Annotated in this window: 21 protein-coding genes; 13 read left to right on the forward strand and 8 right to left on the reverse strand. The window is 65.8% G+C overall.

Annotated elements, in window-relative coordinates; translation table 11 throughout:
- Positions 1 to 154: 154 nt before the first annotated feature.
- Entirely contained in the window at positions 155 to 967 is an 813-nt protein-coding gene (locus tag ACVBEQ_RS07790; protein ID WP_447152753.1) for an alpha/beta fold hydrolase, read from the reverse strand.
- A gap of 51 nt (positions 968 to 1018) precedes the next feature.
- Here ACVBEQ_RS07790 and ACVBEQ_RS07795 point away from each other — a divergent pair, with 51 nt between their 5' ends.
- Complete coding sequence (locus tag ACVBEQ_RS07795) at positions 1019 to 1738, forward strand: TetR/AcrR family transcriptional regulator (protein WP_447152754.1); 720 nt, start codon at positions 1019 to 1021, stop codon at positions 1736 to 1738.
- 94 nt (positions 1739 to 1832) lie between these two features.
- Positions 1833 to 3005 (forward strand): glycosyltransferase, encoded by a 1173-nt coding sequence (locus tag ACVBEQ_RS07800; protein WP_473163169.1) that lies wholly within the window; start codon positions 1833 to 1835, stop codon positions 3003 to 3005.
- A gap of 284 nt (positions 3006 to 3289) precedes the next feature.
- On the opposite strand, the gene ACVBEQ_RS07805 is transcribed toward ACVBEQ_RS07800, so the two are convergent.
- Positions 3290 to 4012, reverse strand: coding sequence for an SDR family oxidoreductase (locus ACVBEQ_RS07805; RefSeq protein ID WP_447152756.1), 723 nt, complete (start codon positions 4010 to 4012; stop codon positions 3290 to 3292).
- 607 nt (positions 4013 to 4619) lie between these two features.
- On the opposite strand from ACVBEQ_RS07805, the gene ACVBEQ_RS07810 reads away from it, so the two are divergent.
- The gene (locus tag ACVBEQ_RS07810) at positions 4620 to 5243 is read left to right on the forward strand and encodes an MBL fold metallo-hydrolase (RefSeq protein ID WP_447152757.1); all 624 of its coding nucleotides are present in this window, start codon (positions 4620 to 4622) and stop codon (positions 5241 to 5243) included.
- Positions 5244 to 5415: 172 nt separating this feature from the next.
- Here the strand turns inward: ACVBEQ_RS07810 and ACVBEQ_RS07815 are convergent, their stop codons facing one another.
- The 3 genes from ACVBEQ_RS07815 to ACVBEQ_RS07825 form a co-directional block, all read right to left on the reverse strand.
- On the reverse strand, positions 5416 to 5997 hold the full coding sequence (locus ACVBEQ_RS07815; protein WP_447152758.1) for a dihydrofolate reductase family protein: 582 nt from the start codon (positions 5995 to 5997) through the stop codon (positions 5416 to 5418).
- A 419-nt stretch (positions 5998 to 6416) separates the two neighbouring features.
- Positions 6417 to 6749, reverse strand: coding sequence for a hypothetical protein (locus tag ACVBEQ_RS07820; protein WP_447152759.1), 333 nt, complete (start codon positions 6747 to 6749; stop codon positions 6417 to 6419).
- A 328-nt stretch (positions 6750 to 7077) separates the two neighbouring features.
- Positions 7078 to 7626 (reverse strand): MarR family winged helix-turn-helix transcriptional regulator, encoded by a 549-nt coding sequence (locus ACVBEQ_RS07825; protein ID WP_447152760.1) that lies wholly within the window; start codon positions 7624 to 7626, stop codon positions 7078 to 7080.
- 103 nt (positions 7627 to 7729) lie between these two features.
- Here ACVBEQ_RS07825 and ACVBEQ_RS07830 point away from each other — a divergent pair, with 103 nt between their 5' ends.
- Together ACVBEQ_RS07830 and ACVBEQ_RS07835 are read left to right on the forward strand one after the other, a co-directional pair.
- Positions 7730 to 8368 carry an FMN-dependent NADH-azoreductase gene (locus ACVBEQ_RS07830; RefSeq protein ID WP_447152761.1) on the forward strand — a complete coding sequence of 213 codons (639 nt, stop codon included), beginning with the start codon at positions 7730 to 7732 and terminating at the stop codon, positions 8366 to 8368.
- Between the two features lie 114 nt (positions 8369 to 8482).
- Positions 8483 to 8752, forward strand: a complete 270-nt coding sequence (locus ACVBEQ_RS07835) for a hypothetical protein (protein ID WP_447152879.1) — start codon at positions 8483 to 8485, stop codon at positions 8750 to 8752.
- A 36-nt stretch (positions 8753 to 8788) separates the two neighbouring features.
- On the opposite strand, the gene ACVBEQ_RS07840 is transcribed toward ACVBEQ_RS07835, so the two are convergent.
- From ACVBEQ_RS07840 to ACVBEQ_RS07850, 3 genes are all read right to left on the reverse strand, one after another.
- Positions 8789 to 9292: an SDR family NAD(P)-dependent oxidoreductase gene (locus tag ACVBEQ_RS07840; protein WP_447152762.1), complete on the reverse strand. Its 504-nt coding sequence runs from the start codon at positions 9290 to 9292 to the stop codon at positions 8789 to 8791.
- Complete coding sequence (locus ACVBEQ_RS07845) at positions 9250 to 9903, reverse strand: ZIP family metal transporter (RefSeq protein WP_447152880.1); 654 nt, start codon at positions 9901 to 9903, stop codon at positions 9250 to 9252. The genes ACVBEQ_RS07840 and ACVBEQ_RS07845 overlap by 43 nt, the downstream gene beginning before the upstream one ends.
- A gap of 96 nt (positions 9904 to 9999) precedes the next feature.
- Positions 10000 to 10758: an alpha/beta fold hydrolase gene (locus ACVBEQ_RS07850; protein WP_447152763.1), complete on the reverse strand. Its 759-nt coding sequence runs from the start codon at positions 10756 to 10758 to the stop codon at positions 10000 to 10002.
- A gap of 381 nt (positions 10759 to 11139) precedes the next feature.
- Here ACVBEQ_RS07850 and ACVBEQ_RS07855 point away from each other — a divergent pair, with 381 nt between their 5' ends.
- The 8 genes from ACVBEQ_RS07855 (at position 11140) to ACVBEQ_RS07890 (ending at position 21079) form a co-directional block, all read left to right on the forward strand.
- On the forward strand, positions 11140 to 15174 hold the full coding sequence (locus tag ACVBEQ_RS07855) for a GAF domain-containing protein (RefSeq protein WP_447152764.1): 4035 nt from the start codon (positions 11140 to 11142) through the stop codon (positions 15172 to 15174).
- A gap of 232 nt (positions 15175 to 15406) precedes the next feature.
- Positions 15407 to 16240 carry an alpha/beta fold hydrolase gene (locus ACVBEQ_RS07860; protein ID WP_447152765.1) on the forward strand — a complete coding sequence of 278 codons (834 nt, stop codon included), beginning with the start codon at positions 15407 to 15409 and terminating at the stop codon, positions 16238 to 16240.
- Complete coding sequence (locus ACVBEQ_RS07865; protein WP_447152766.1) at positions 16227 to 16718, forward strand: alpha/beta fold hydrolase; 492 nt, start codon at positions 16227 to 16229, stop codon at positions 16716 to 16718. Before ACVBEQ_RS07860 ends, ACVBEQ_RS07865 begins: the two co-directional genes overlap by 14 nt.
- A gap of 27 nt (positions 16719 to 16745) precedes the next feature.
- On the forward strand, positions 16746 to 17015 hold the full coding sequence (locus ACVBEQ_RS07870) for a hypothetical protein (RefSeq protein WP_447152767.1): 270 nt from the start codon (positions 16746 to 16748) through the stop codon (positions 17013 to 17015).
- 162 nt (positions 17016 to 17177) lie between these two features.
- The gene (bglX, locus tag ACVBEQ_RS07875; protein ID WP_447152881.1) at positions 17178 to 19436 is read left to right on the forward strand and encodes a beta-glucosidase BglX; all 2259 of its coding nucleotides are present in this window, start codon (positions 17178 to 17180) and stop codon (positions 19434 to 19436) included.
- 174 nt (positions 19437 to 19610) lie between these two features.
- On the forward strand, positions 19611 to 19952 hold the full coding sequence (locus tag ACVBEQ_RS07880) for an ArsR/SmtB family transcription factor (protein ID WP_447152768.1): 342 nt from the start codon (positions 19611 to 19613) through the stop codon (positions 19950 to 19952).
- Between the two features lie 3 nt (positions 19953 to 19955).
- The gene (locus ACVBEQ_RS07885; protein WP_447152769.1) at positions 19956 to 20459 is read left to right on the forward strand and encodes an SRPBCC family protein; all 504 of its coding nucleotides are present in this window, start codon (positions 19956 to 19958) and stop codon (positions 20457 to 20459) included.
- Positions 20459 to 21079 carry a dihydrofolate reductase family protein gene (locus ACVBEQ_RS07890; RefSeq protein ID WP_447152770.1) on the forward strand — a complete coding sequence of 207 codons (621 nt, stop codon included), beginning with the start codon at positions 20459 to 20461 and terminating at the stop codon, positions 21077 to 21079. Before ACVBEQ_RS07885 ends, ACVBEQ_RS07890 begins: the two co-directional genes overlap by 1 nt.
- Positions 21080 to 21139 lie beyond the last annotated feature (60 nt).

Raw genomic sequence — 21139 nt, forward strand, 5'->3', positions numbered from 1 at the left:
AGTCCGATGTTCCCATCTTCCTCGGCGCGGCGAATTCGATCTTGAATTGGTTGGCAACCGCACCCTGGACGGCCATACCGTCGAGCTGATGTACCGGCCCGCCCTGCGACCGATTTCGGGCTTCACCGCTGCGAGCTCGTGATGTGGTGGCGGGTCAGTCGGCGAAGAACGTGGCGAACGGCTTGACGAAGCCTTTCCTGGCAATGTTGGCAGCGTTGTGGGATGACCGCGGGATGACGACACAACGGCCGTGGGGAATCGCTCTCGCCAATGCCTCGCAATTCTCGGTGAAGTAACGGGGGCTCCGTGAACCAGCGGCGAGCAGCACGGTTGCGGTGATCGGGGAGTAGTCACTCGCCGGACCGTCATGGTCGTGAATCCGTCTGATCTCCGGCGGCGCCGTGGGCAGCAGTTCGGCAAGCCTCCGACCTACCGGGGTGACCAGAAGTGCGCGGCTCATCAGCTGTGCGACGCCGAGCGGGAGCTTCGCGCTCACATCGTCCGGATAGACGGCGCGGCCCATGACGGTCATCGCTTGCACATAGGCACCTGCTCGCACATCTCGTTCGAAGGAATCGAGGAACTCGAACGACGGCCGCCCGAGGATCGACAGTGCCGGGTCGTATACGGCTATATGCTCGAGGGGCAGGCTCAGGCCCGCGCGTAACGCGACGAATCCACCGCCGCTGTGTCCGAAGACGTTGCGGGCGCCAGTCTGCTCCAGCACAGCGGCGAGGTCGGCGATATCCGTTGCGGCGGTTTCACTGCCGGTCAGGGGCGCTGAGTCGAAGCGTCCCCGACGGTTGTACAGGTGGACCGTGAATCTGTCGGCGAGGGCGGTGGCCAGTCGCCGGTACTCCCGCTCGGCCAAGGCCCCGCCATGGAGGACCACGATGCCCGGCCCGCTGCCGATGGACCGTACGACAACGCTGGCACCATCGCTGGAGCTGACCCGGGCAACCCTCATCGAAGTCCTCCCAGTAACTGTGAACACCGTTCGCAGATTACACTGACCTTCGTGTCCGACGCCACCCCTGATGAGTCGACGGTTGCCCCTGACGCGCCATCTATCTGGAGCCGGCCCGATCGGGGAACCCGGGGTCCGCAGCCCGAACACACCCGCGCCGAAATCGCGGCCGCCGCTGCGGCGCTGGCAGATGCCGGAGGGCTACCGACCGTTTCGATGCGGGCGGTGGCAGGTGCCCTCGGCACGACAGCAGGTGCCCTTTATCGCTATCTGTTCTCGCGGGCGGAGCTACTGGACCTGATGGTGGACTCCGTGCTCGGCGAACTGCACCTCGACAGGCTGCCCGGGGTGTCCTGGCTCGACGACCTCATCGCGCTCGCCGGCGAACAACGTGACCTGTACCAACGACACCCGTGGCTGTTGGAGGCGAGCATGCGTGGAACCGCCGGTCCCAATGCCACGAACTACTTCGAACGTTGTTTGGAGATTCTCGCTCCACTGACCTGCGCACCCAGCACCAAGATGGAAGCGATAGCGATGATGACAGGTGTGGTGTCGCTGTTCGCCCGGGCAGCCACCGATGCGGCGAGTTCGCCGACGAATCCATTCAGCGCTATCGATCCGGAATCACACCCAAACCTCACCGCCGCGCTCGCCCGGTCCGATCCGTCCCCGCATGAAGTGGACCTCTTCGAACGGACGATTCGGAGCGTCCTGCTGGGCTTGTTGACCGATGCGCCGGTGGGGCGCCCCTTGAATGAACCGGGTTGACCCAGGTGACAGACACCTGTTGTACCGCAACGCGTTCACGAATTGGCCATTTTAATTGATGGCGTCGATGCGTTTTCCGCGATTGACTTGACGGGTGAGGATCTTGTTCAGCTCATGGCCGGCGTACGGCCACGCGTTACCCATGCTGCCGCTGGCCAGAGCCGCGGTACGGGCCGGTCACGATGTTGTGTTTTCTTCCGGTAACGACGTGACCCGGCTCATCGAGCGGCGCGGGTTCACCGCGCACCCTGCGGGCCCGACGCTCGAGCAGTCCTATGCTGCGGCCGCCAAGAGCATGGCCGAACTCGGTGGCCCGTCCCAGTTCGGCGACCTCGCACCCGAACAAGAAATGGCGCTGTCCGCGGAGTACTTCTTCGGTGCGGCAGCCGTCCTCCGTGCTCGCGACCTCCTGCCGACGTTGACCGACCGCAGACTGGATCTCGTGATCCACGACAACCTGGAACTGGGCGCGCCGGCAGCGGCGGAGGTACTGGGTATCCCACATGTCACGCATTCCTACGGGCCGATCGTTCCAGGCACCGACTGGTTCGCCGACGTCCTGGGTCGCACCCTGGCGGCGGCCGATCTACCCGACCCGATCCACAGTGTCTTCCAAGCTCCTTACGTCGATATCTGCCCGCCAAGTCTCCAACCCGGCGGGAGCAGCGCGCCGTGGTCCCAGCGGGTCGCGCTGCGCCCTGCTGCGGGCGAGATCGGTGCTGATGACAAGCTTCCCGCCGTATTCGCCGACCTGCCGCATCCATGGACGGTCTACCTGACGTTGGGCACGATTCTGAACCAACGGCCCGAAGTGTTCCGCGCTGTGCTGGCCGGCTGCGCCGACCATCCGGTGAACGTGGTGACCACCGTCGGTCCGGGTGTCGACCCTGCCGTCCTGGGTCCGCAGCCTGCCAGCGTGCTGATCGCGTCCTATCTGCCGCAGGCCCTGGTCCTGCCGCGCTGTACGGCCGTCGTCTCGCATGTCGGGGCCGGCACCATGCTCGGCGCGTTGTGCTTCGGGCTACCCCAACTTGCACTGCCACAAGGCACTGATCAGCCGAACAACGCCGCGGCGCTGGTCGCCTCGGGAGCCGGTATCGCGCTCGCACCCGCAGAGATCAGTCCCGACAGTGTCTCGGCGGCGTTGGGCCGGGTGCTGACCGAACCGGGCATCCGTGCGCGGGCGGAGGACATCAAGGCCGAGATCGACGGAATGCCGAACGCCGACACGGTGCTCGCCGAGCTGATTGCCACCTTCGCCCGCTGACGTCGGTAGACACCGCCCAGTGCGGACATCAGCTTGTCGAGCTGTGACGCTCTGCGCCCGGATGAGTTCCAGCACGACCGGACATTGCGGTCACCGTGCAACGGCCGAGTCATAAGGATGTACGACGTCAGCGGTTCCATTGTTGACTCCCGCTCGCTCACAGCCCCCAGGCGCCCAACCCTGTCGTCGACGGTCGCCGGGGCGAGCGCATCCGGGGACGCCGGCCATCGCCGGACGGCCGGCGCCCACAACCGGGACGCTGACCTGTCATCCCACGGCGCTGATCATTCGGAAGGTCTGCGTTGAGGCTGCAGCGTGATCTCGGTGGGACAGCCGGTGCCGGGGAAAGTGACCACGAATGCGACTGCCGCGGCAACGTCGCTGGGCTGCAGCAGAGTGTCGGGACTCTGACCCGCCGGTGAGGTCAGACCCGCTCCGGCCGCAACGAGCCCGGGAGAGACAAGGCTGACCCTCACTCCTCGATCACGGACGTCCAGAAAGACCCCACCGGCGAGTCCGGCGAGCCCGTGTTTGCTGGCGATGTACGCGGCGTTGTTCGGGAAGACCTGGCGTGAACTGCCCGAACCGATATAGACAAGGGCGCTGGGACTGGCAGCGATCAACCCAGGCAGTACCAAACGTGTCAGCGCGGCCGCAGACACAAGGTTGACATCGAACAGCCGATCCCAGGTTTCGACGTCGGCAGCATCCGCCGTCGCCCAATCGAAGAGGCCCGCCGCCCAAATCACCGCAGTGAGCGGCCCTCTCGCTGCCACCGCTTGAGCCGCCGAAGTCAGCTGACCACGATCGGTGACGTCGACGTGGTCGACGACCGCCTGGCTGTAGCGCAGGCAGTCCTTTCTGGTCTTTGCCAAACGGGTGCCGTCCCGTCCCCAAAGGGTCAGGTCGTAGCCCAGGCGTCCGAGGCTCACCGCAATCGCTCGGCCGATGTCGCTGGACGCACCGACGACCAGAGCCTGCCCCTTCCTCTGCGGTCCATCGGTCACTGGCCCATGATCGCAGATCGTCACTGAGACATGACGCCGCCGCTGAGTGCCGATCCTCGGTGGCCGCGGTCGACAGGCAATGCCAATACCGCAATTCCCATTCGAATGGAGAAGGACCCGGACGGCGATCACTCGGACACGATGCGATCAGAAGCAGGTCTACGCCGACCACCCGGCGATCAATCAGCTGCCGGGAACTACTCCCGGCGTGCCGATGGGGCTGCCCGAGAACGCAACTACGGTCCGAGTGGAAGGCGGCAAGGTCGTGCCAACGGCCGGACCGTTTCTCAACACGCATGAGGCTGTCGGCGGATGGTTCATCCTCGAGGCCGACAACATCGACGCAGCCGTGGAGGTGGGCGGCCGGCGTCCCCGCAGCGCGCTACAGCGGCGCGGTCGAGATCCGCCCCTCGGAGGTGTATTGGTAGCGGGCATGTCGCATCGCGGTCGAGGATGTTGCACGACCGTGGGGATGAGTTTTCCACCCGTTCGCCGTCATACACAGCATGAACTCCGTGACCGACGAACTCCGGCCGCCCGACGACCTCGACCGAGCGTTGTTCAAGCACTTCGATCTGCCCGCCATCGACGCGTCAGGTGGTTCTCGATGAATACCCCCGGCTCCATCACCGTTACGCCGGTCTTCGTGGCCGACCTGCTCGCCGAGGAGGAACGGATGCCGGTGTACGTCCACGTCATCGACCACCCCGATGCGCGTGTCCTGGTCGACACCGGCCTGACGGCGCAACACCCGTTGGTGGCCGATATGGATCCTCGCCTGCAGCCGCTCAACGAGCAGGAGTTCGATCTCTCCGGCATCGACATCATCGTCAACACCCACCTGCATTTCGACCACTGCGGCGGCAATCATCTCTTCGCGGGCAAGCCGATCTACGTTCAGCGTCGTGAATTGGAGGATGCCCGCACCCAGGACGACTACACCATCCGCGAGTGGGTCGACCCACCCGGCGTGCGCTACGTGGCGGTCGACGGCGAGCTCGAGCTGCTGCCCGGACTACGACTCGTCCCGGCGCCGGGCCACACCCGCGGCTCCCAGGTGGTGGTGATCGACAATGGCGGCCCCCCGACCGTCATCGGCGGCGACATGGCAGTCTGGTTCGGCGAACTCGACGATCCGCACACCGAAGGCCAGCTGCTGGTGCGGGCGCTTGACCCCGAGCTGGTCTGGCTCGCGCACGAGCACCAGCCCTGGCGACCCCGCTCCGTCTGAGGCAACGGCGGTGATGCCTGCAGGCAGCTGTTCGTCCTACGCCGTCATCAGCTCGACCGGGGGCGGCACGATTCCATGGTGGCGGAAGAATCGAGCGACACCGCGCGCTGCCACCGGTTCATCAATTGCATCCAGCGGGGGACTCGATGGCCGACGATGCCCGGTTCGATGATCAGGCGCGGTCGTAGGTCGGGACGCGCACGCCCCCATCCAGCAGGACCTCGCCTGCAGGGCGGAACACATGTGGCACGAACGGACCCTCGAACATCGGCACTCCCGCGCCGATGACAGACGGGCTGATCTTGAGCACCAGCCGATCGATCTCGGGGAGCAGAGAGTGCGCCAGCGTTCCGCCGCCGACAAGCCAGATATCCAAACCGTCTTCGGTCTTCAGTTCGCGGATACGGCTGCACGGATCGCTGCGGACAAGCTCGACACGGGGATCGGGCAGCTCCGCGAGTGTGGTGGAGAACACGACGTGACGAAGGTGCGGATACGCGTCGGTGAGACCGGCCGCGAGCCCGATCTCGTAGGACACCCGGCCCTCGACCACCGTGTCGAATTGCCGTCCCGGACCGGTGATGGCCATCGCTTCACGCGCGGGTGCGGGCATCGTCTCCGGGTAGTGCTGGACGATGAAGCTGACGAGGTCACCGGTGATCGGGAAGAACGACTGCCCGGTGGGGTCGCCACGGTCCGGGGCAGCAATGAACCCGTCGAGTGTGGTCGCGACGAAATAGACCAGCCTCCGCATCTTATCCTCCCGCCGTCGCCCCCGGGTATCGGTTCAACCCCGGCCCGGCCTCCGGAGGCGGTTGACCAACCCCGCGATGAGCGGGGATCAGACCCTTCTCCGGCCGCCGCGTCCCATTCTGTACAACTTTGGGAGCGGTCGGCCACCCGAAGCCCAACCCTCACCGAAGGAAGCCGGTTAACGCCGTGTTTCCGTCATCTTTGACCGTTTCGATACTTCCCGGGCGGCGAATACTCAATCACGCTGAGCACAGCAATGGGGCTACCCGCCACCGCCGGGCCGGGAGTCAGGCACACCCCACCGGTGCCTGACTCACGGCCCGACCCCGACAGGCGGGCGATCACCGATCAGCCGCTGGGCCTCCCGCGTCAAGCCGGGCAGTGAACCCTGGTGATCGGCCCCGTCGCCGGCTCACCCGCTCAGACACAAGCCGGGACAGCTGAGTCCAATTGGATTGCCGCGCGCGGACCGAATCCCAGTCCGCCGGCCAACATGAACCATTTGTCGCTACCGCCGACCACTTGGCCGTTCACCCAGCAGCGGGCCTCGACAGGGGTTCCCTTGTGCAGGGTGGCAGTCAGCGGCGCTGACAACAGCGGGTGCGTATGTGTTGTCGTGAGGGACGTGACGACACCCTTTGTCGTCGCTGCGACCGCCGGATTCGCCTGTTCCGCCGACGAGATGCCGACCGCGGTCAACGAGATTGCGGCAATACCTACCCCGGTCACAATTGCCTTGGAAAGTGCTCGCATGGTTTCCTCCTGCGATGGTGGTGTGGAGTTCTGCGCTCCCGAACAACTCCAAGACTGCTATCTGCAGCGCGAAGTCGACATCCACCGATCCCCTGATGAACCGGTTGATCCCGGTGTCCACCGATCGGTGGACACCGGGGCATCACGGCGTTGAACAGCCGCGCCGATCGCGGTGACGGGCCGGTGGCCGAGTGGCCAGAAGATCGCCAGAGTCGGGATGACGCGCCCCTGGGCTCAGGACCCGGGCGTAGCGCAGGCACACTGTCCAGCCGTGCAGGACAACCGGATCAAGAGCGGTTCGTCATGCAGCACATCCCGTGCCGATTGCTCAGCAGACGCCTTGACTCGCGGTGGAATCGGGCTGCTCGACTGCCGACGGGGTGGCACAGCGAATGCGTTCTGCGATGAGACAAGTGATGGTGCGGAGAGCTTCGACCTGGTCGGCGGAGAGCGGGTCGAAGATGAATTGCCGAACAGTGTTCACGTGTCCGGGGGCGGCCCTCACCACGCACTCCCAACCATTCTCGGTGAGAAATGCGTTGGTGTAACGACCGTTTGTCGGGTCAGGTGCGCGGCGGACGAGTTCTCGTTGTTCCAGGCGTTTGACGACATTGGACAGCCTGGACAGTGATCCTCTGGTCAACTCCGCCAGTTTGCTCATGCGAAGGGTGCGTTCGGGCGACATCGACAGCCAGGACAGCACCGAGTATTCGTAGAACCCGATGCCGGAATCGCGTTGCAGTTGGGTATCCAGGACCCCGGTCAATTGCGTCGCGATGGTCGCGACGCCCAGCCAGGCCTCGGTTTCTCGCTCGGTCAGCCATGCAGGCTCGGGGTCGACGACGGCCTGTACACCGGGCAGCAGCGCTTCGGTCATCCGCACACAGTATCGGCAGCAGGCACTTGACTTCAAGCATGAAGTGTTGCAAGCTCACTTCAGCCTTGAAGTGACAAGGTTCCACCGTGGTCGAGGAGAAGACATGACGTTGTTCCGTTTGGACGCCAGCATCCGGGTGGCGGGATCCGCCAGTCGCGAGATCGCCGACATCGTCGAGGCCGAGTGGCTTTCCAATCATCCCGGCGACACGGTGGAGCGCAGGCACATCGGTGTCGACGTCCTACCGTCAGAAGCCTGGCCGCATGCGGTCGCCGCCGCCGTGGTGCCGGAAGCCGAACGCACGCCGGAGCAGAAGTCGGCCGTCGCATTGGCCGCAGCCCTGGTGGACGAGTTGCTCGCCGCGGACGCCATCCTGCTGGCGGTACCGCTGTACAACTTCGGTGTCTCACAACACTTCAAGACGTGGGTCGACCTGATCATCACCGATCCGCGCGCCACGCCCGGCGGTCCGGGTCTGCTGGCGGGCAAGAAGGTGGTGCTGTGCACGGTGCGCGGCGGTGCCTACGGAGCCGGCACGCCACGCGAAGGCTGGGACCACTCCACCAGCTACCTGCGCCGCATCATCGGTGATGTCTGGGCCGCCGACCTGACCGTGGTCGAGCGCGAGTTCACGCTGGTCGGGGTCAACCCTGCGCTGGACTCTTTCACCGACCTGGCCGCGTCGCTTCATCAGGGGGCTCTCGACTCCGCACGCGAAGCCGGTAAAGCGCTGGCCGCCTGACCGACCCGCCACACTGATCGGGACCGGCGGGGCACGTCATACGGTGGGTGTCCGGCCGCCCGACGCCGGCCGGATACCTCCACGTCCACGAGCCTTATGCTGCCGCGCATGGACATCGATGATGACCTCGCTCGCCTCAGCCAGGAGGAGCTGATTGCCGAGGTGCGACGACTCCGGGCGGGGATCCGCGCCCATCGTGACAGCTCGGGACACGACCTCTGCTGGCACCACCCGCAGCTGTGGGGCCTCCTCCCGGAACCCACTGATCCGGAGGTTGCCGTGCCTCCGTGGCCGCGCTTCATGCAGGGCTGCGTCCGCTATCGGGAGTCGCTTGATCGTGAGTTGCCCGGCGCCGCCGTTCATGACCGTGAGTACGAGGCATAGTGGCCATGTTTCGGGCGACGATCTGCAGTCGTGGGGTCAGACCTGGTTGACGCCGCCGTCGACGAACAGTTCGATGCCGGTGATGAAACTGGCCTCATCGGAGGCGAGGAAGGCCACGGCATTCGCGATCTCCATGGGTCGCCCCACTCGGCCGAGAGGGATCTCGGAGGCGAACTTCTGCAACATCTTCCGTCCGTCTTCCGGGGTTGACGCCAGGCCGACGAGGCCGGGTGTCTCCACCGGGCCGGGAACCAGGGTGTTGACCCGGATCCGGCGCCCGGCCAGTTCGGCGGCCCAGGTTCGCCCGAACGATCGAATCGCTGCCTTTGAAGCGGCGTAAACACCGAATGCAGCGCTGCTCCGGGTGGCAGAGGTCGAGCCGGACAAAATGATCGAGGCCCCATCGTTGAGTACGCGCAACGATTTCTGCACCGTGAACAAGGTGCCGGCGACATTGCGTTCGAACGTGTGGTGGTAGTGCTCGCGCGTGATGTCGCTCAGTGCACCGAACTCCCCGCCTCCGGCGTTGGTGAACAGCACGTCTCCTGCTGTCTTGCCGGTGATGGAAGCCGCGGCGGCGTCCAGGGCGTCCGGCCGTCGCCCGGTGATGACGATGTGTGCTCCTTCGGCGGCCACCGCTGCGCGGCGGCGAGACCGATTCCGCTGGTGGCGCCGGTGACCAGAGCTGTCCTGCCGTCCAGTAGTCCCATGTTCGGCGCCTCTGTTGTCCACTGCGATGTGTGGGGTCGATTCATCAGGACACCCGCGAAGAACCCGAGATAGGCGCCCAGCACGGATTGTGAGATGGTGACGGCAAGCGACAAGGTCGCCCCGAGGATCGGCGCCGCGGCGTCGGCGCCGAGCAGGAGCAGGCCCCGACGACGGTCATTGCCGTACAGAGTGGTCAGTGTGTAGGTGTTGAAGCCGTCAGCGAAGTCGTGGGCGATGACCGCGATCGAGACGGCGACGCCGATCTGCATGTCGACCTGGAATGCGCACGGGCGTGACATCACCTGTGTCTTGTTCTGCTGCAACGATTCCGGTAACAGTTCGAAGCCAACCACCCCGAGCATGACACCAGCTGCCATGCCGAGGACGAGGTGGCGATAGCGATCGGCGCGAAGGGCGGCCAATCCACCGGCGAGCGTCATGACCGCCGACCCGAATGCCACGATGACGGCTGTCACCCGCTGTTCCTCCTGCCGTGCGCGTCATCACGAGGTGAGCCTGCAGGGGACGAGGACCGATCAGTGCTGCGATGGTGCGGCCGATGAGGACATGCTGTTGGACATGACAGACGTCGCCGCTTCCTTGATCAGGCCCACGACAGTGGCCGCCTCGGGAATGGCGACCGTGTGCGAACCGCCGGCCAGTTCGACCGTGCGTTGGGAATCGGCGCGTTCGGCCATGAATCGGTGCACGGCGGCGGGAATGTTCCGGTCCTCTGCACCGAACAGGAACCACGACGGCACCCGCCGCCAGGCCGCGTCTGCGGACTGTTCTTCGAGGCCGGACTGGGTGATGGGGCGTTGTGTTGCGGCCATCACCGCTGCGTCGGCGGCGGAGGAGTCGGCGGCGAACTGGCCGTGATACCGGTTGGCACGGATGTAGAGCTCCGTCCCACCGTCGGGCAAGGAGACGGATCGCAAAGTATCGGCCAGAGTGCTTCCCGGGAAGCGCGCTGACAGGGTGGCGGCGCTGTCGCCGACATCGGGAGCGAATGCGCCGACGAAGACCAACGCCCTCACCCGGGTGCTGGTGACATTGCTGGTCACCATTCCCCCGTAAGAATGAGCGACGAGAACGACCTCACCGTCGACGTTGTCGAGCACGCTCGACAGGTAAGCGGCGTCGCTCCGGACCCCTCGGAGGGGGTTCGCCACGGCCAGCACCGGGTACCCGTCGTCGATGAGTCCGCTGATCACGCCGTTCCAGCTGGCGGATTCCGCAAACGCGCCGTGCACCAGCACGATGGTCGGCTTGCTTGTCGTGGATGAGTGGGTCACTGTGCGCCTCCGTTGGGATGATGATGTCCGGCGGCACTACGGCCGCCTTTTGCTGCTGCCCGTTTCTGTCGAAGCTGCCGTCGTTCGGTGACGGTTCGGACCAGTGGTGATGACGATGCCGCCCATCGCCGTGATTGACGATCTGGCCCGCCATAAAAGGGGTAGGGCTAGCCCGATCTCTGTCGGCGAAGTTTCCGGTCAGCCCTACCTCATGCCTCCGAAGTCCGTGAAACCCTGAGCCTGTGGCGTATCAGGTGTTGTTGTGGATGACGACCTTGCCTTCCGTGACGTTGCCTTTCGTGACGTTGCCTTCCGTGACGTCGCCGCGACGGCGGCGGGGGCGGACGCAGTGGCGTGCCACCTGAAGCGTCGGGCACGTCGATGACCGAGCCCTCAGCGCCCGGCGATACCGCTCCGCTGACACTTGCTGATCGGTACTACGCCGCATTCAACGCCCGGGATCTCGACGCGTGGCTGGAGATCCTTGACGAAGACGTGGAGGTCGTTGTCGATGCCAGGGTGATGCGGGGCCGGCAGGCGGCCCTCGCCTACATGAGCGGCATCCTGCAGGCATACCCCGGGGTCACCGTCTCCTCCCGCAGGGTTGTCGCCGCTTCCAGCGACGCGGTGGTGTCGGAATTCCAGCTCACCAACCCGATAGCGGTGCCGGAGGCTCATGGTTCGAGTCCAACCGACCCAACTGCCGCGTGGAATCTTGACGGTGTGAACTGTGAGGTCCTCCGGGTGCGAGGGAACCGGCTGGTCTCGCTGCACAGTTATTACTCCCCGGCTGTCACCGACCGAACCCCGATCGCCCTGGTGCCGTCGCGCGCAGAGGCCGCCCGAATAGCCCACCGGCAGGCGGCGCTCGGGCGGGTCGCGACCCAGGTTGCCGGCGGTGCCACGGAACGAGACCTCGTTGCGGTGATCAACGAGGTGATCGCGGAGTTCGCCGGTGTCGACGTCAGCCTGATGATGCGTGTGGAAGCCGACGACACAGCGGTGCTCATCGCAGTGTCGGGCTTGCTGGATGGCCCCGTCCCCATCGGCGAACGGTTGGTCATCTCCGATGACATTCGAGCGGTACGGGACAGCGGGCGCACACTGCGATTCGGTGCGAACGGATGGCCCCTTCAGAAGTCCGCCACCCACTCGGCACCCGGCCAGAGACTTCGTTGGTGTGTCGGTGTCCCGATCATGCTGCACGGCAGGGTGTGGGGGATCAGTCTGCTCGGCTCCAGTCAGCATGAGTCGTTTGCCGACGACATCGAGGACGGCATCATCGCTTTCACCCAGTTGGCATCCACCGCCCTGGCCAACGCGCAAGCCAATGACGAACTGCGGGAACGAGCGCGCGAACAAACGGAGCTTCTCCACGTCGCGGAGATCGCGGCGGCCGGTGCGGACCCGATGGAGGTCTTCGCCGCAGTCGTACGATCAGCATCCACGGTGCTGAACGGTCAGCTGACCACCCTGATGCGGTTTGTCGACTCCGAGGTGGCGGACGTCCTCGCGTTCAGTGGCCCGGGGATTCCGGCGACCGGTGAAAGACTGGTGATCGACCCGGGAAGCGTCACGGCGCGGGTCCAGCGCACCGGCCGGCCTGCCCGCATCGACAACTACCGAGATGCACCGGGCAACCGATTCGCCAACGACATCGCCAAACTCCATGCGTCCGCCGGGGTGCCGGTCTCGGTGGATGGTCAGTTGTGGGGCGTGCTGGCCGCGACATCGATGGACGGGCCGCTGCCGTCCGACATCGAGAGTCGGCTCACCCAGTTTGCCGGGACCGTCGCCACGGCCATCGCCGGTGCTCAAGCGCGCGCCGAGCTGCGGGCTCTCGCCGAGAAACAAGCGGCGCTGCGGCGTGTCGCAGAAGTCATCGCGCGCGCGCCGGAGGACAACCAGATATACGACGCCGTCTGCGCGGAGGCGGCGAGGATCATCGACGAGGACACCACGCTGGTTCGACTCGACGAAGCGAACTCCTGCACAGTGGTCGGAAGCAGCAGCGATATGGCGGCGATCGGCACTCGCATCGAATTGCCAACGGACGACGACAGCGTGGTGTCGGAGGTCCTGCGGACGCGAAGTGCGGCCAGGGTAGAGCGGTTCGTCGAGGCACCCGAACAGCATGGTTACCACCTTGACGGTCTCACATCCAGCGTGGGCGTGCCGATCATTGTCGGTGTCCGAGTGTGGGGTGTGCTGAGTGCAGCGACAGCCCGTCGCCGGCTTCTGACGACCGCGGAACAGAGCCTGCAGCAGTTCGGCGGTCTGATGGCTGTTGCCGTCGCGAACGCCGAGGCACATGGCCGGCTCAGGGATTTCGCCGATGAACAAGCCGCACTCCGCAGGGTTGCAGAACTCGCCGCTCACGACGCTCCAGCAGAAGAGGTGCTGCGGGCCGTGGCGGTCGAGGCGTCCGGACTTGCGGGTGTCGAGTTCGGAATGGTGCTGAAGTACGAGGGCATGGACGGTGCGAACCGCATCGTTGCGCTCAACGGTGCGCCCGACAACTTCGCGGTCGGGATGCGGGCGCCAGGCACTGGGGAAAGTGCGGTGCAACGGGATTGGGGCACCGGCCGGGTCGCGCGGGTCGACGACCTCGGCGAGATGACCGGTCTGTGGCCGGGGTTGGCCCACGAGCGCGGGTTCAAGGCCAGTGCCGGGGTGCCGATCGTCATTCACGGCGTGCTGTGGGGTGCCTTGATCGTCTGCGGTCGCGACGGCCCCGTCCCGCGGGCAGTCGAGGAGCACCTGGTGAATTTCGCCGAGCTTGCCGCGACGGCCATTGGCGCCGCCAACGCACGGCAGGAACTCAGGTTGCTGGCTGACGAGCAGGCCGCGCTCCGACGCGTCGCCGAGCTTGCCGCGCGCGAGGCGCCGGCCGAGGACGTTCTTGCGGCTGTCGCCGCAGAAGCGTCGGCGTTGGCCGGGGTCGAGTTCACCACCCTGCTGCGCTACGGCCGGGATGGCAGCACCGTCATCGTCGCTGCGGCCGGAGCTCCGGAAGGCATCACGGTCGGTATGCGTTCGCCAGGGACGGGTGATGCTGCCGTGCAACGAGTCTGGCGCACCGGGCGACCCGCCAGGGTGGACAAGCTCGCCGAGATGACGGGAGTCTGGCCGCTGCTGGCGCACAGTAAAGGGTTCACTGCGAGCGCAGCGGTGCCGGTCGTCCTGCACGGACAACTCTGGGGAGCGTTGGTCGTGGTCGGACGAGCCGAGGCTTTCCCGCTGCCCATCGAGGAGCACCTGGCCAACTTCGCTGACTTGGCGGCAACGGCGGTGTCCGCAGCCGACGCACGCCAGGGGCTCAGGCAGCTCGCCGGCGAACAAGCCGCCGTGCGACGGGTGGCAGAGCTCGTCGCCCGCAGTGTCGAGTTGGATCAGATCTTCAACGCCGTGACGACCGAGACCTCCTCGCTGCTCGGTGATGCGGCCGCGACACTGCTGCGTTACGAGCGAGCCGCAGATGCCACTGTGGTCGCGAGTACCAACGATCGAACACCCCGCGAACGTCGAATGCCCGTTAAGCCAAGCTTTGAACGCGACCCCGATGTCCTCCGCCCCACGGGCCCGCGCGTCCCGGGCGGAATTCCCGTGGACGCGGGCGACAGGGTGGTCAAGGTGCCGGTCACCGTCGAAGGGCACACCTGGGGTGCCCTCACCGTGGTCACTTCGGGTCCACCGCTTCCAGCAGGAAGTGAGGAGAAGCTGAGACCCTTCGCCGAGTTGACCGCCGTCGCTGTCGTGAATGCCGAGAACAAATCGAAGCTCACCGCCTCCCGTGCGCGCGTCATCGCCACTGCCGACGAGACCCGTCGACGGATTCAACGGGACGTCCACGACGGTGCCCAACAACGGTTGGTGCACACCATCATCGTCCTGAAACTGGCGCGCGAGGCTGCGTTGGAGGGCCGGTCCACCAACGAGTTGGTGAACGAGGCCCTGAGTAATGCCGAACGGGCGAGCAAAGAACTGCGGGACATCGTCCACGGCATCCTGCCCGCTTCACTGACCCGCGGCGGCCTGCGCAGCGGCCTGGAGTCGCTCCTGCTCGACCTCGCGCTACCGGTCGAGCTCACGGTGGGCGCCCCGAGGCTCTCACCGCAGATAGAAACAACCGCGTACTTCATCGTTGCCGAAGCGATCACCAATGTCGTGAAACACGCGCAGGCGAACCGCGCCACCGTGGACATCAAGGTCGAGAATTCGACCTTGATCATCCATATCGCAGATGACGGCGTGGGTGGTGCGGTCCCCGGTGACGGATCCGGCCTGACCGGACTACTCGACCGGGTCGAAGCCGGAAACGGAACCTTGACGGTGACCAGCCCCGCGGGAGGTGGGACCATGTTGCGCGCGAAGCTCCCGCTCGATGGGCAGTCCTACGCTCTGATTGCGCCCTAGCGCTTCTCGCGCACTCACTGCGGCGGCATGAGACACGCCCACTCGACCCTTGTGCTCGAAGCGGGCCCATCGAAACGAGTGTCCGGGGTAGGGCTGTCCGGAGACATGAGATCCGGGCAGCCCCACTCACCTGTCGGGCCAGTGGGGATGTGGTCCGTCCCGCGAATTGCCATTCTGAATGCGCCTCCGACACAACCATTTCCCGTCAGAAACCAACAGAAGGGCAACCCCAATGCCAACAGTCACCGTCGGCCAGGAAAACGGCCACGACATCGACATCTTCCACAAGGACTGGGGGAGCGGGCAGCCGGTGGTGTTCAGCCACGGGTGGCCCTTGACCTCGGACGTGTGGGACGGCCCCGCCAACTATGTGGCCTCGCAGGGCTTCCGGGCCGTCGCGCACGACCGTCGCGGCGGTGGCCGCTCCAGCCAACCGTGGGGCGGAAATGACCTGGATCACTACGCCGACGACCTCGCCGCAGTCATCGAGTCGCTGGACCTCGAGAACGTCGTTCTGGTGGGTCACTCCACCGGCGGCGGAGAAGTCACCCGGTACATCGGCCGCCATGGAACGGCGCGAGTGGCGAAAGTGGTCCTCCTCAGCGCCATCCCGCCCCTGATGCTCAAGACCGACGCCAACCCTGAAGGGCTCCCCATCGCACCGTTCGACGAGATCCGCAACGGACTGCTCACCGATCGATCCCAGTACTACCGCGACCTGGCGTACCCGTTCTACGGAGCCAACCGGGACGGGTCCACGGTTTCAGCAGGGGCAAGAGACGCATTCTGGCTGATGTCGATGACAGTCGGTCTCAAAGGCGCCTACGACTGCGTGAAGGCCTTCTCTGAGACAGATCTCATCGAGGACCTCAAGAGGATCGACGTCCCCACCCTCATCCTCCACGGAGATGACGACCAGATCGTCCCGATCGGGGCAGCGGCCCTCAAGTCATCCAGGATCGTGCCGAACGCGACCCTCAAGATCTATCCCGGTGCCCCCCACGGACTCACCGGCGCCCACGAGCAGGAATTCAACAAAGACCTGTTGACCTTTGTCGACAGCTGATAGGTCCACGCCCCGCGCCGAAGCCGACCATCGTTCTCGTCCACGGAGCGTTCGCGACGCGCCCGGCTGGAACGGTGTCGCTGAGCGGCTGATCCGAAAGGGCTATCCGGTCATAGCACCCGCCAATCCGCTACGCGGTCTCAGCGCTGACTCGGCTTATCTGCACAGCTTTCTCAGCCAGGTCGACGGGCCGGTGCTGCTGGTGGGCCACTCCTATGGAGCCGCCGTGATCACCAACGCCGCCGTCGGCGCGAGCAACGTCGTCGGCTTGGTGTATGTCTCCGGGTTTGCGCCGGACGAAGGTGAACGATTGATCGATGTCGAGGCCGGGTCGAAGGACAGCGTCCTGGATACCGCTCTGGTATCGACGAACTATCCCACAGGGTCGGCTCGCAAATCGCTGTCGAGTATTCGATCGACCGCGCAAAATTCCGCGCAGTGTTCGCCGCCGACCTCCCTGCCCGGCAGACCAGGCTGATGGCGATCACGCAGCGGCCGACCGCCGATGCGGCGTTTCCGAGGCGTCGGGCCCGGCGGTATGGAAGTCGCTGCCGAGCTGGGCTGTGATGCCACCGGCGACAAGGCCGCCGGGAGCGACGTCCTTGTGTCCATGGCTCACAGGGCCGGCGCCGAGATCACCATGCTCAAGGGCTCCCACGTCATCATGATCTCCAAGCCGAAGCGGGTCGCCGACGTCATCATCGACGCCGCGGAGACGACGCGTCGGCACTCCTGGACACTGCCCCGAGCACCCGGTCGAGGTCCCTCTGAGTGAGTCACAGCCGTCGGGGTTTGGGCTCAAACCGGACTTCTGACGCGGACGGGCGTATTGATCCGATCGTCATGCCGCCCGCAACCTGCGCGAGCAAAATCGACTCGTTGCCAGTCGCCCCGGCCGGCACTCCGCTGGGAGGAGTCAACGATGACTGATCATCAGATGTCCCGTCGCTCGGCACTGGTCGGCCTCGGCGGAACCGCCGTCGGGGCTGCACTCTCGACCTCCCTGCTGGCCGCCCCCGGCGCTGCTGCCACCACCACCCAGCACGCGGCTCCGGTCACTTCCGCGGGGCGGTCGCGTACCGACCGAAGAATTGAGCGACTGCTGAGCAGGATGACGTTGGAGGAAAAGCTGGGTCAGCTACAACTGCTGAGCACGCCGGAATTGGCGACGGCGTCGCTGGCCACCGGAGCGCCCTGTGGTGGGGTCTTCTCGGTGGTCGGCGCCGCCACACTCAACCGGTTGCAGAGGCTGTCGGTCCAGAACACCCGACTGCGCATCCCGCTGATCTTCGGCCTGGACGTCATCCACGGATACACCACCAACTTTCCGATCCCGTTGGCGCAGGCCTCCAGCTTCGACCCGGGAGTCGCCAAGACCGACGCAGTGGTCTCGGCGGCGGAGGCCCGGCGCAGTGGGATCACCTGGACGTATTCCCCGATGATGGATGTCACGCACGAACCGCGCTGGGGGCGGATCGCCGAGGGGAGCGGGGAGGACCCGTACCTCACCACCCGGATGGCTGTCGCCAAGGTACGGGGGTATCAGGGTGACGACTATTCCGCCCGCGACAAGCTGGCCGCGTGTGCCAAGCATTACGTCGCCTACGGCGGCGCTGAGGGAGGACGCGATTACAACACTGTGGACGTCTCTGTCCACGAACTGCACAACCAGTACCTTCCGCCGTTCAAGGCCTCGGTGGAGGCGGGCGTGGCGACGGTGATGGCGGCGTTCAACGCCATTTCTGGCGTGCCGGCGCATGCCAATTCCTACACGCTCCGCGACATCCTCAAAGGTGCCTATGGTTTCGACGGATTCGTCGTGAGCGACTACACCGGCATCCAGGAACTGATCATGCACGGAGTGGCGGGCGACGGCGCCGATGCAGCAGCGGCGGGTCTGACCGCCGGGGTCGACATGGAAATGGTGTCCACCAATTACGTGGACTTCGGCCGGTCCCTGCTGGATCAGGGGCGTGTCACCCGGCGGGAGATCGACGACGCGGTCCGCCGGATCTTGCGGGTGAAGTTCGCACTCGGCCTTTTCGACCGTCCCTACGTCGATGAATCAAGAGAAGTGGTCAGCGTCTCCCCAGCGGCGCGGGCCAAGGCCCGGGCGGCCGCCGGGAGGTCGATGGTCCTCATGAAGAACGACAACGCTCTGCTGCCGTTGCCCGCGGCGACCAGGGTCGCAGTGATCGGCCCGTTGGCCACTGCGACCTACGACCTCAACGGCACCTGGTCAGGGCTCGGAACCGGCGCCGGCACCACACCGCCGGTCACCGTGCTGGACGGCATCAGGGCTGCGGCGGCAGATCCATCGGCGGTCAGTTATTCCCAGGGCTGCGAGATCGAGTCCGACGACACCAGTGGGTTCGCTGCGGCCGCAGCTGCGGCGGCTGCGGCGGATGTGGTCGTCCTCGCGCTCGGCGAGAGCGCAGCGATGAGCGGGGAGGCCTCGGCCCGCAGCGACATCGACCTGCCCGGCGTCCAGGAGGGTTTGCTCGCAGCGGTGGTGGGTGCCGGAAAGCCCGTTGCGGTGGTGCTTTTCAACGGCCGGCCGCTCACCCTGCAGTCGACACAAGACACGGCGACCGCGATCCTGGAGGCGTGGGCCCCGGGTGTCGAGGGCGGGAACGCTGTTGCGGACGTCCTGTACGGCAAAGTGAACCCGGGCGGCAAATTGCCGGTGTCGTTCCCACGGGCGGTGGGTCAGGTCCCGATCTACTACAACCACCTGAACACCGGACGGCCGGCGGACCCGAACAACAAGTACACCTCCAAGTATCTCGACCTGCCGAGCGGGCCGCTCTACACCTTCGGCTTCGGGTTGAGCTATACGACATTCACCATCAGCGCCCCGCGGCTCAGCTCCAACCGGATGAAGCGGCGCGGCGGCCGGATCGAGGTCGCGGTGGACGTCAGTAACACCGGCGCCGTGGCCGGTGACGAGGTCGTGCAGCTCTACCTGCACGATCCGGTGGCCTCCATCTCCCAACCGGTGCGGCGGTTGCGCGGATTCCGCCGGGTCACGCTGGAGTCCGGGGAAATGAGGACGGTGAGGTTCACCGTCAGCACGGCCGACGTCGGCTTCTACGACAACCAGGCCACGTTCATTGTCGAGACCGGGGCCATCGAGGTTTATGTCGGTAACAGCTCCGACGCAGATCAGAAGGCCACGTTCACTGTGGTGTCCTGACACCGGGCCGACCGGGAAATGCGTTTGTCAGTCAAACGCGGCCGGGAACTCCCGACGGTAGAGGGGATCGACTGAACGTACCGACCTCGGCATCGTTGGTGACAGACGCGGATTCGTCGCTTGTCGTGCCGGGCGTCGCTTGACGTATGCCCATATCGGCATATGATTGCCGACATGGCTCGGGCAGCGACGACGTCGGACGTGTTCAACGCGATTGCCGAGCCGCAGCGCCGGAAGATCCTGGTGCTGCTGCGCGGCGGTGAGCGGCCGGTGACGGAACTGGCGAGGGAGCTGGGGATGACCCAGCCGGGCGCGTCCAAACATCTGCGGGTGCTGCGGGAGGTCGGTCTGGTCCGGGACCGGACGGCGGGCAAGCAGCGCGTGTACAGCCTTGACGTCCGCGGGCTGCGACCGGTCCACGAGTGGACCGGGGGGTTCGAGCGGTTCTGGAACGAGAGTTTCGATCGGCTGGACGAGTACGTGCAGGACCTGAAGGCGACCAAACAGGAGGACTGACTGATGACAGCAGCAGCTCGGAGAGCAACGGCGCAGTCCGTTGCAGATCGTGAGATCGTGATCTCCCGGACGATCAGCGCCCCACGGGAGTTGGTGTTCGAGGCGTTCTCCGAGGTCCGCCACCTGTCCCGTTGGTGGGGACCGGAGGGGTTCACGACCACCACCCGGGCGTTTGAGTTCCGGGTCGGCGGGGAGTGGGACTTCGTGATGCACGGACCGGACGGGACGGACTACCAGGAGTGGATCCGCTGGACCGAGATCGCCGCGCCGGATCGAATCACGCTGCGGCACGGAGAGTCTCGCGATGACCCGAACGCCTTCGAGTCGGTCCTCGCGTTCGCGTCCGACGGTGCGGGAACCCGCATCGAGATGCGCACCGTGTTCCCCACCAAGGAACTGCGAGACGAGGCGGTAGAGAGGTACCACGCGATCGAGGGCGGCCAACAGACACTGGGCAACCTGGCTGACTACGTCACCGAGTTGCTGGGGAACCACGTGGAGGGCTGATGGCCGGGCGGGTCTTCTTCAGCGTCTCGATGTCGCTGGACGGGTTCATCGCGCCGGGGTCGCTCGGGGAGTTGATGGGTCGGCAGTGGGTGGAGTTGCAGCGGTGGGTGTTCCCGACGCGGTTCTTCCGGGAGAACCTGAAGCTCGGCGAGGGCGGCGAGGAAGGGCGCGACAACGAGATCCTGCGGGAAACCTTCGAGCGCACCGGTGCGAGCGTCATGGGTAAGCGGATGTTCGACGCCGGCGAGCAGATGTGGCCGGCGGAGGCGCCCTTCCACACACCGGTTTTCGTCGTGACGCATCAGAAGCGTGACCCGTGGGAACGCCCGGGTGGGACCACCTTCCACTTCGTCAACGACGGCATCGGGGCGGCGCTCGACCGGGCCCGCGAGGCCGCCGGCGACCGGGACGTGCGCATCGCGGGCGGCGGCCGGGCGATCCTGGAGTACCTGAACGCCGGCCTGATCGACGAATTCACGATCGCCCTCTCGCCCGTGTTGTTCGGCTCGGGAATCCGCCTGTTCGACGGTGTAGACGCAGGCAGGGTGGCACTGGAACCGGTCCGCACGGAATCGACACAGCGGGTCACCCACCTGACCTACGCGGTCCGGCAGCGCTGACAAATCTGCCTCCTCTTGCCGCCGTTGAAGCCCGGCAGGCACACGATTGTTTTCGGCGGG

This window comes from Nakamurella sp. GG22 (assembly GCF_052976845.2).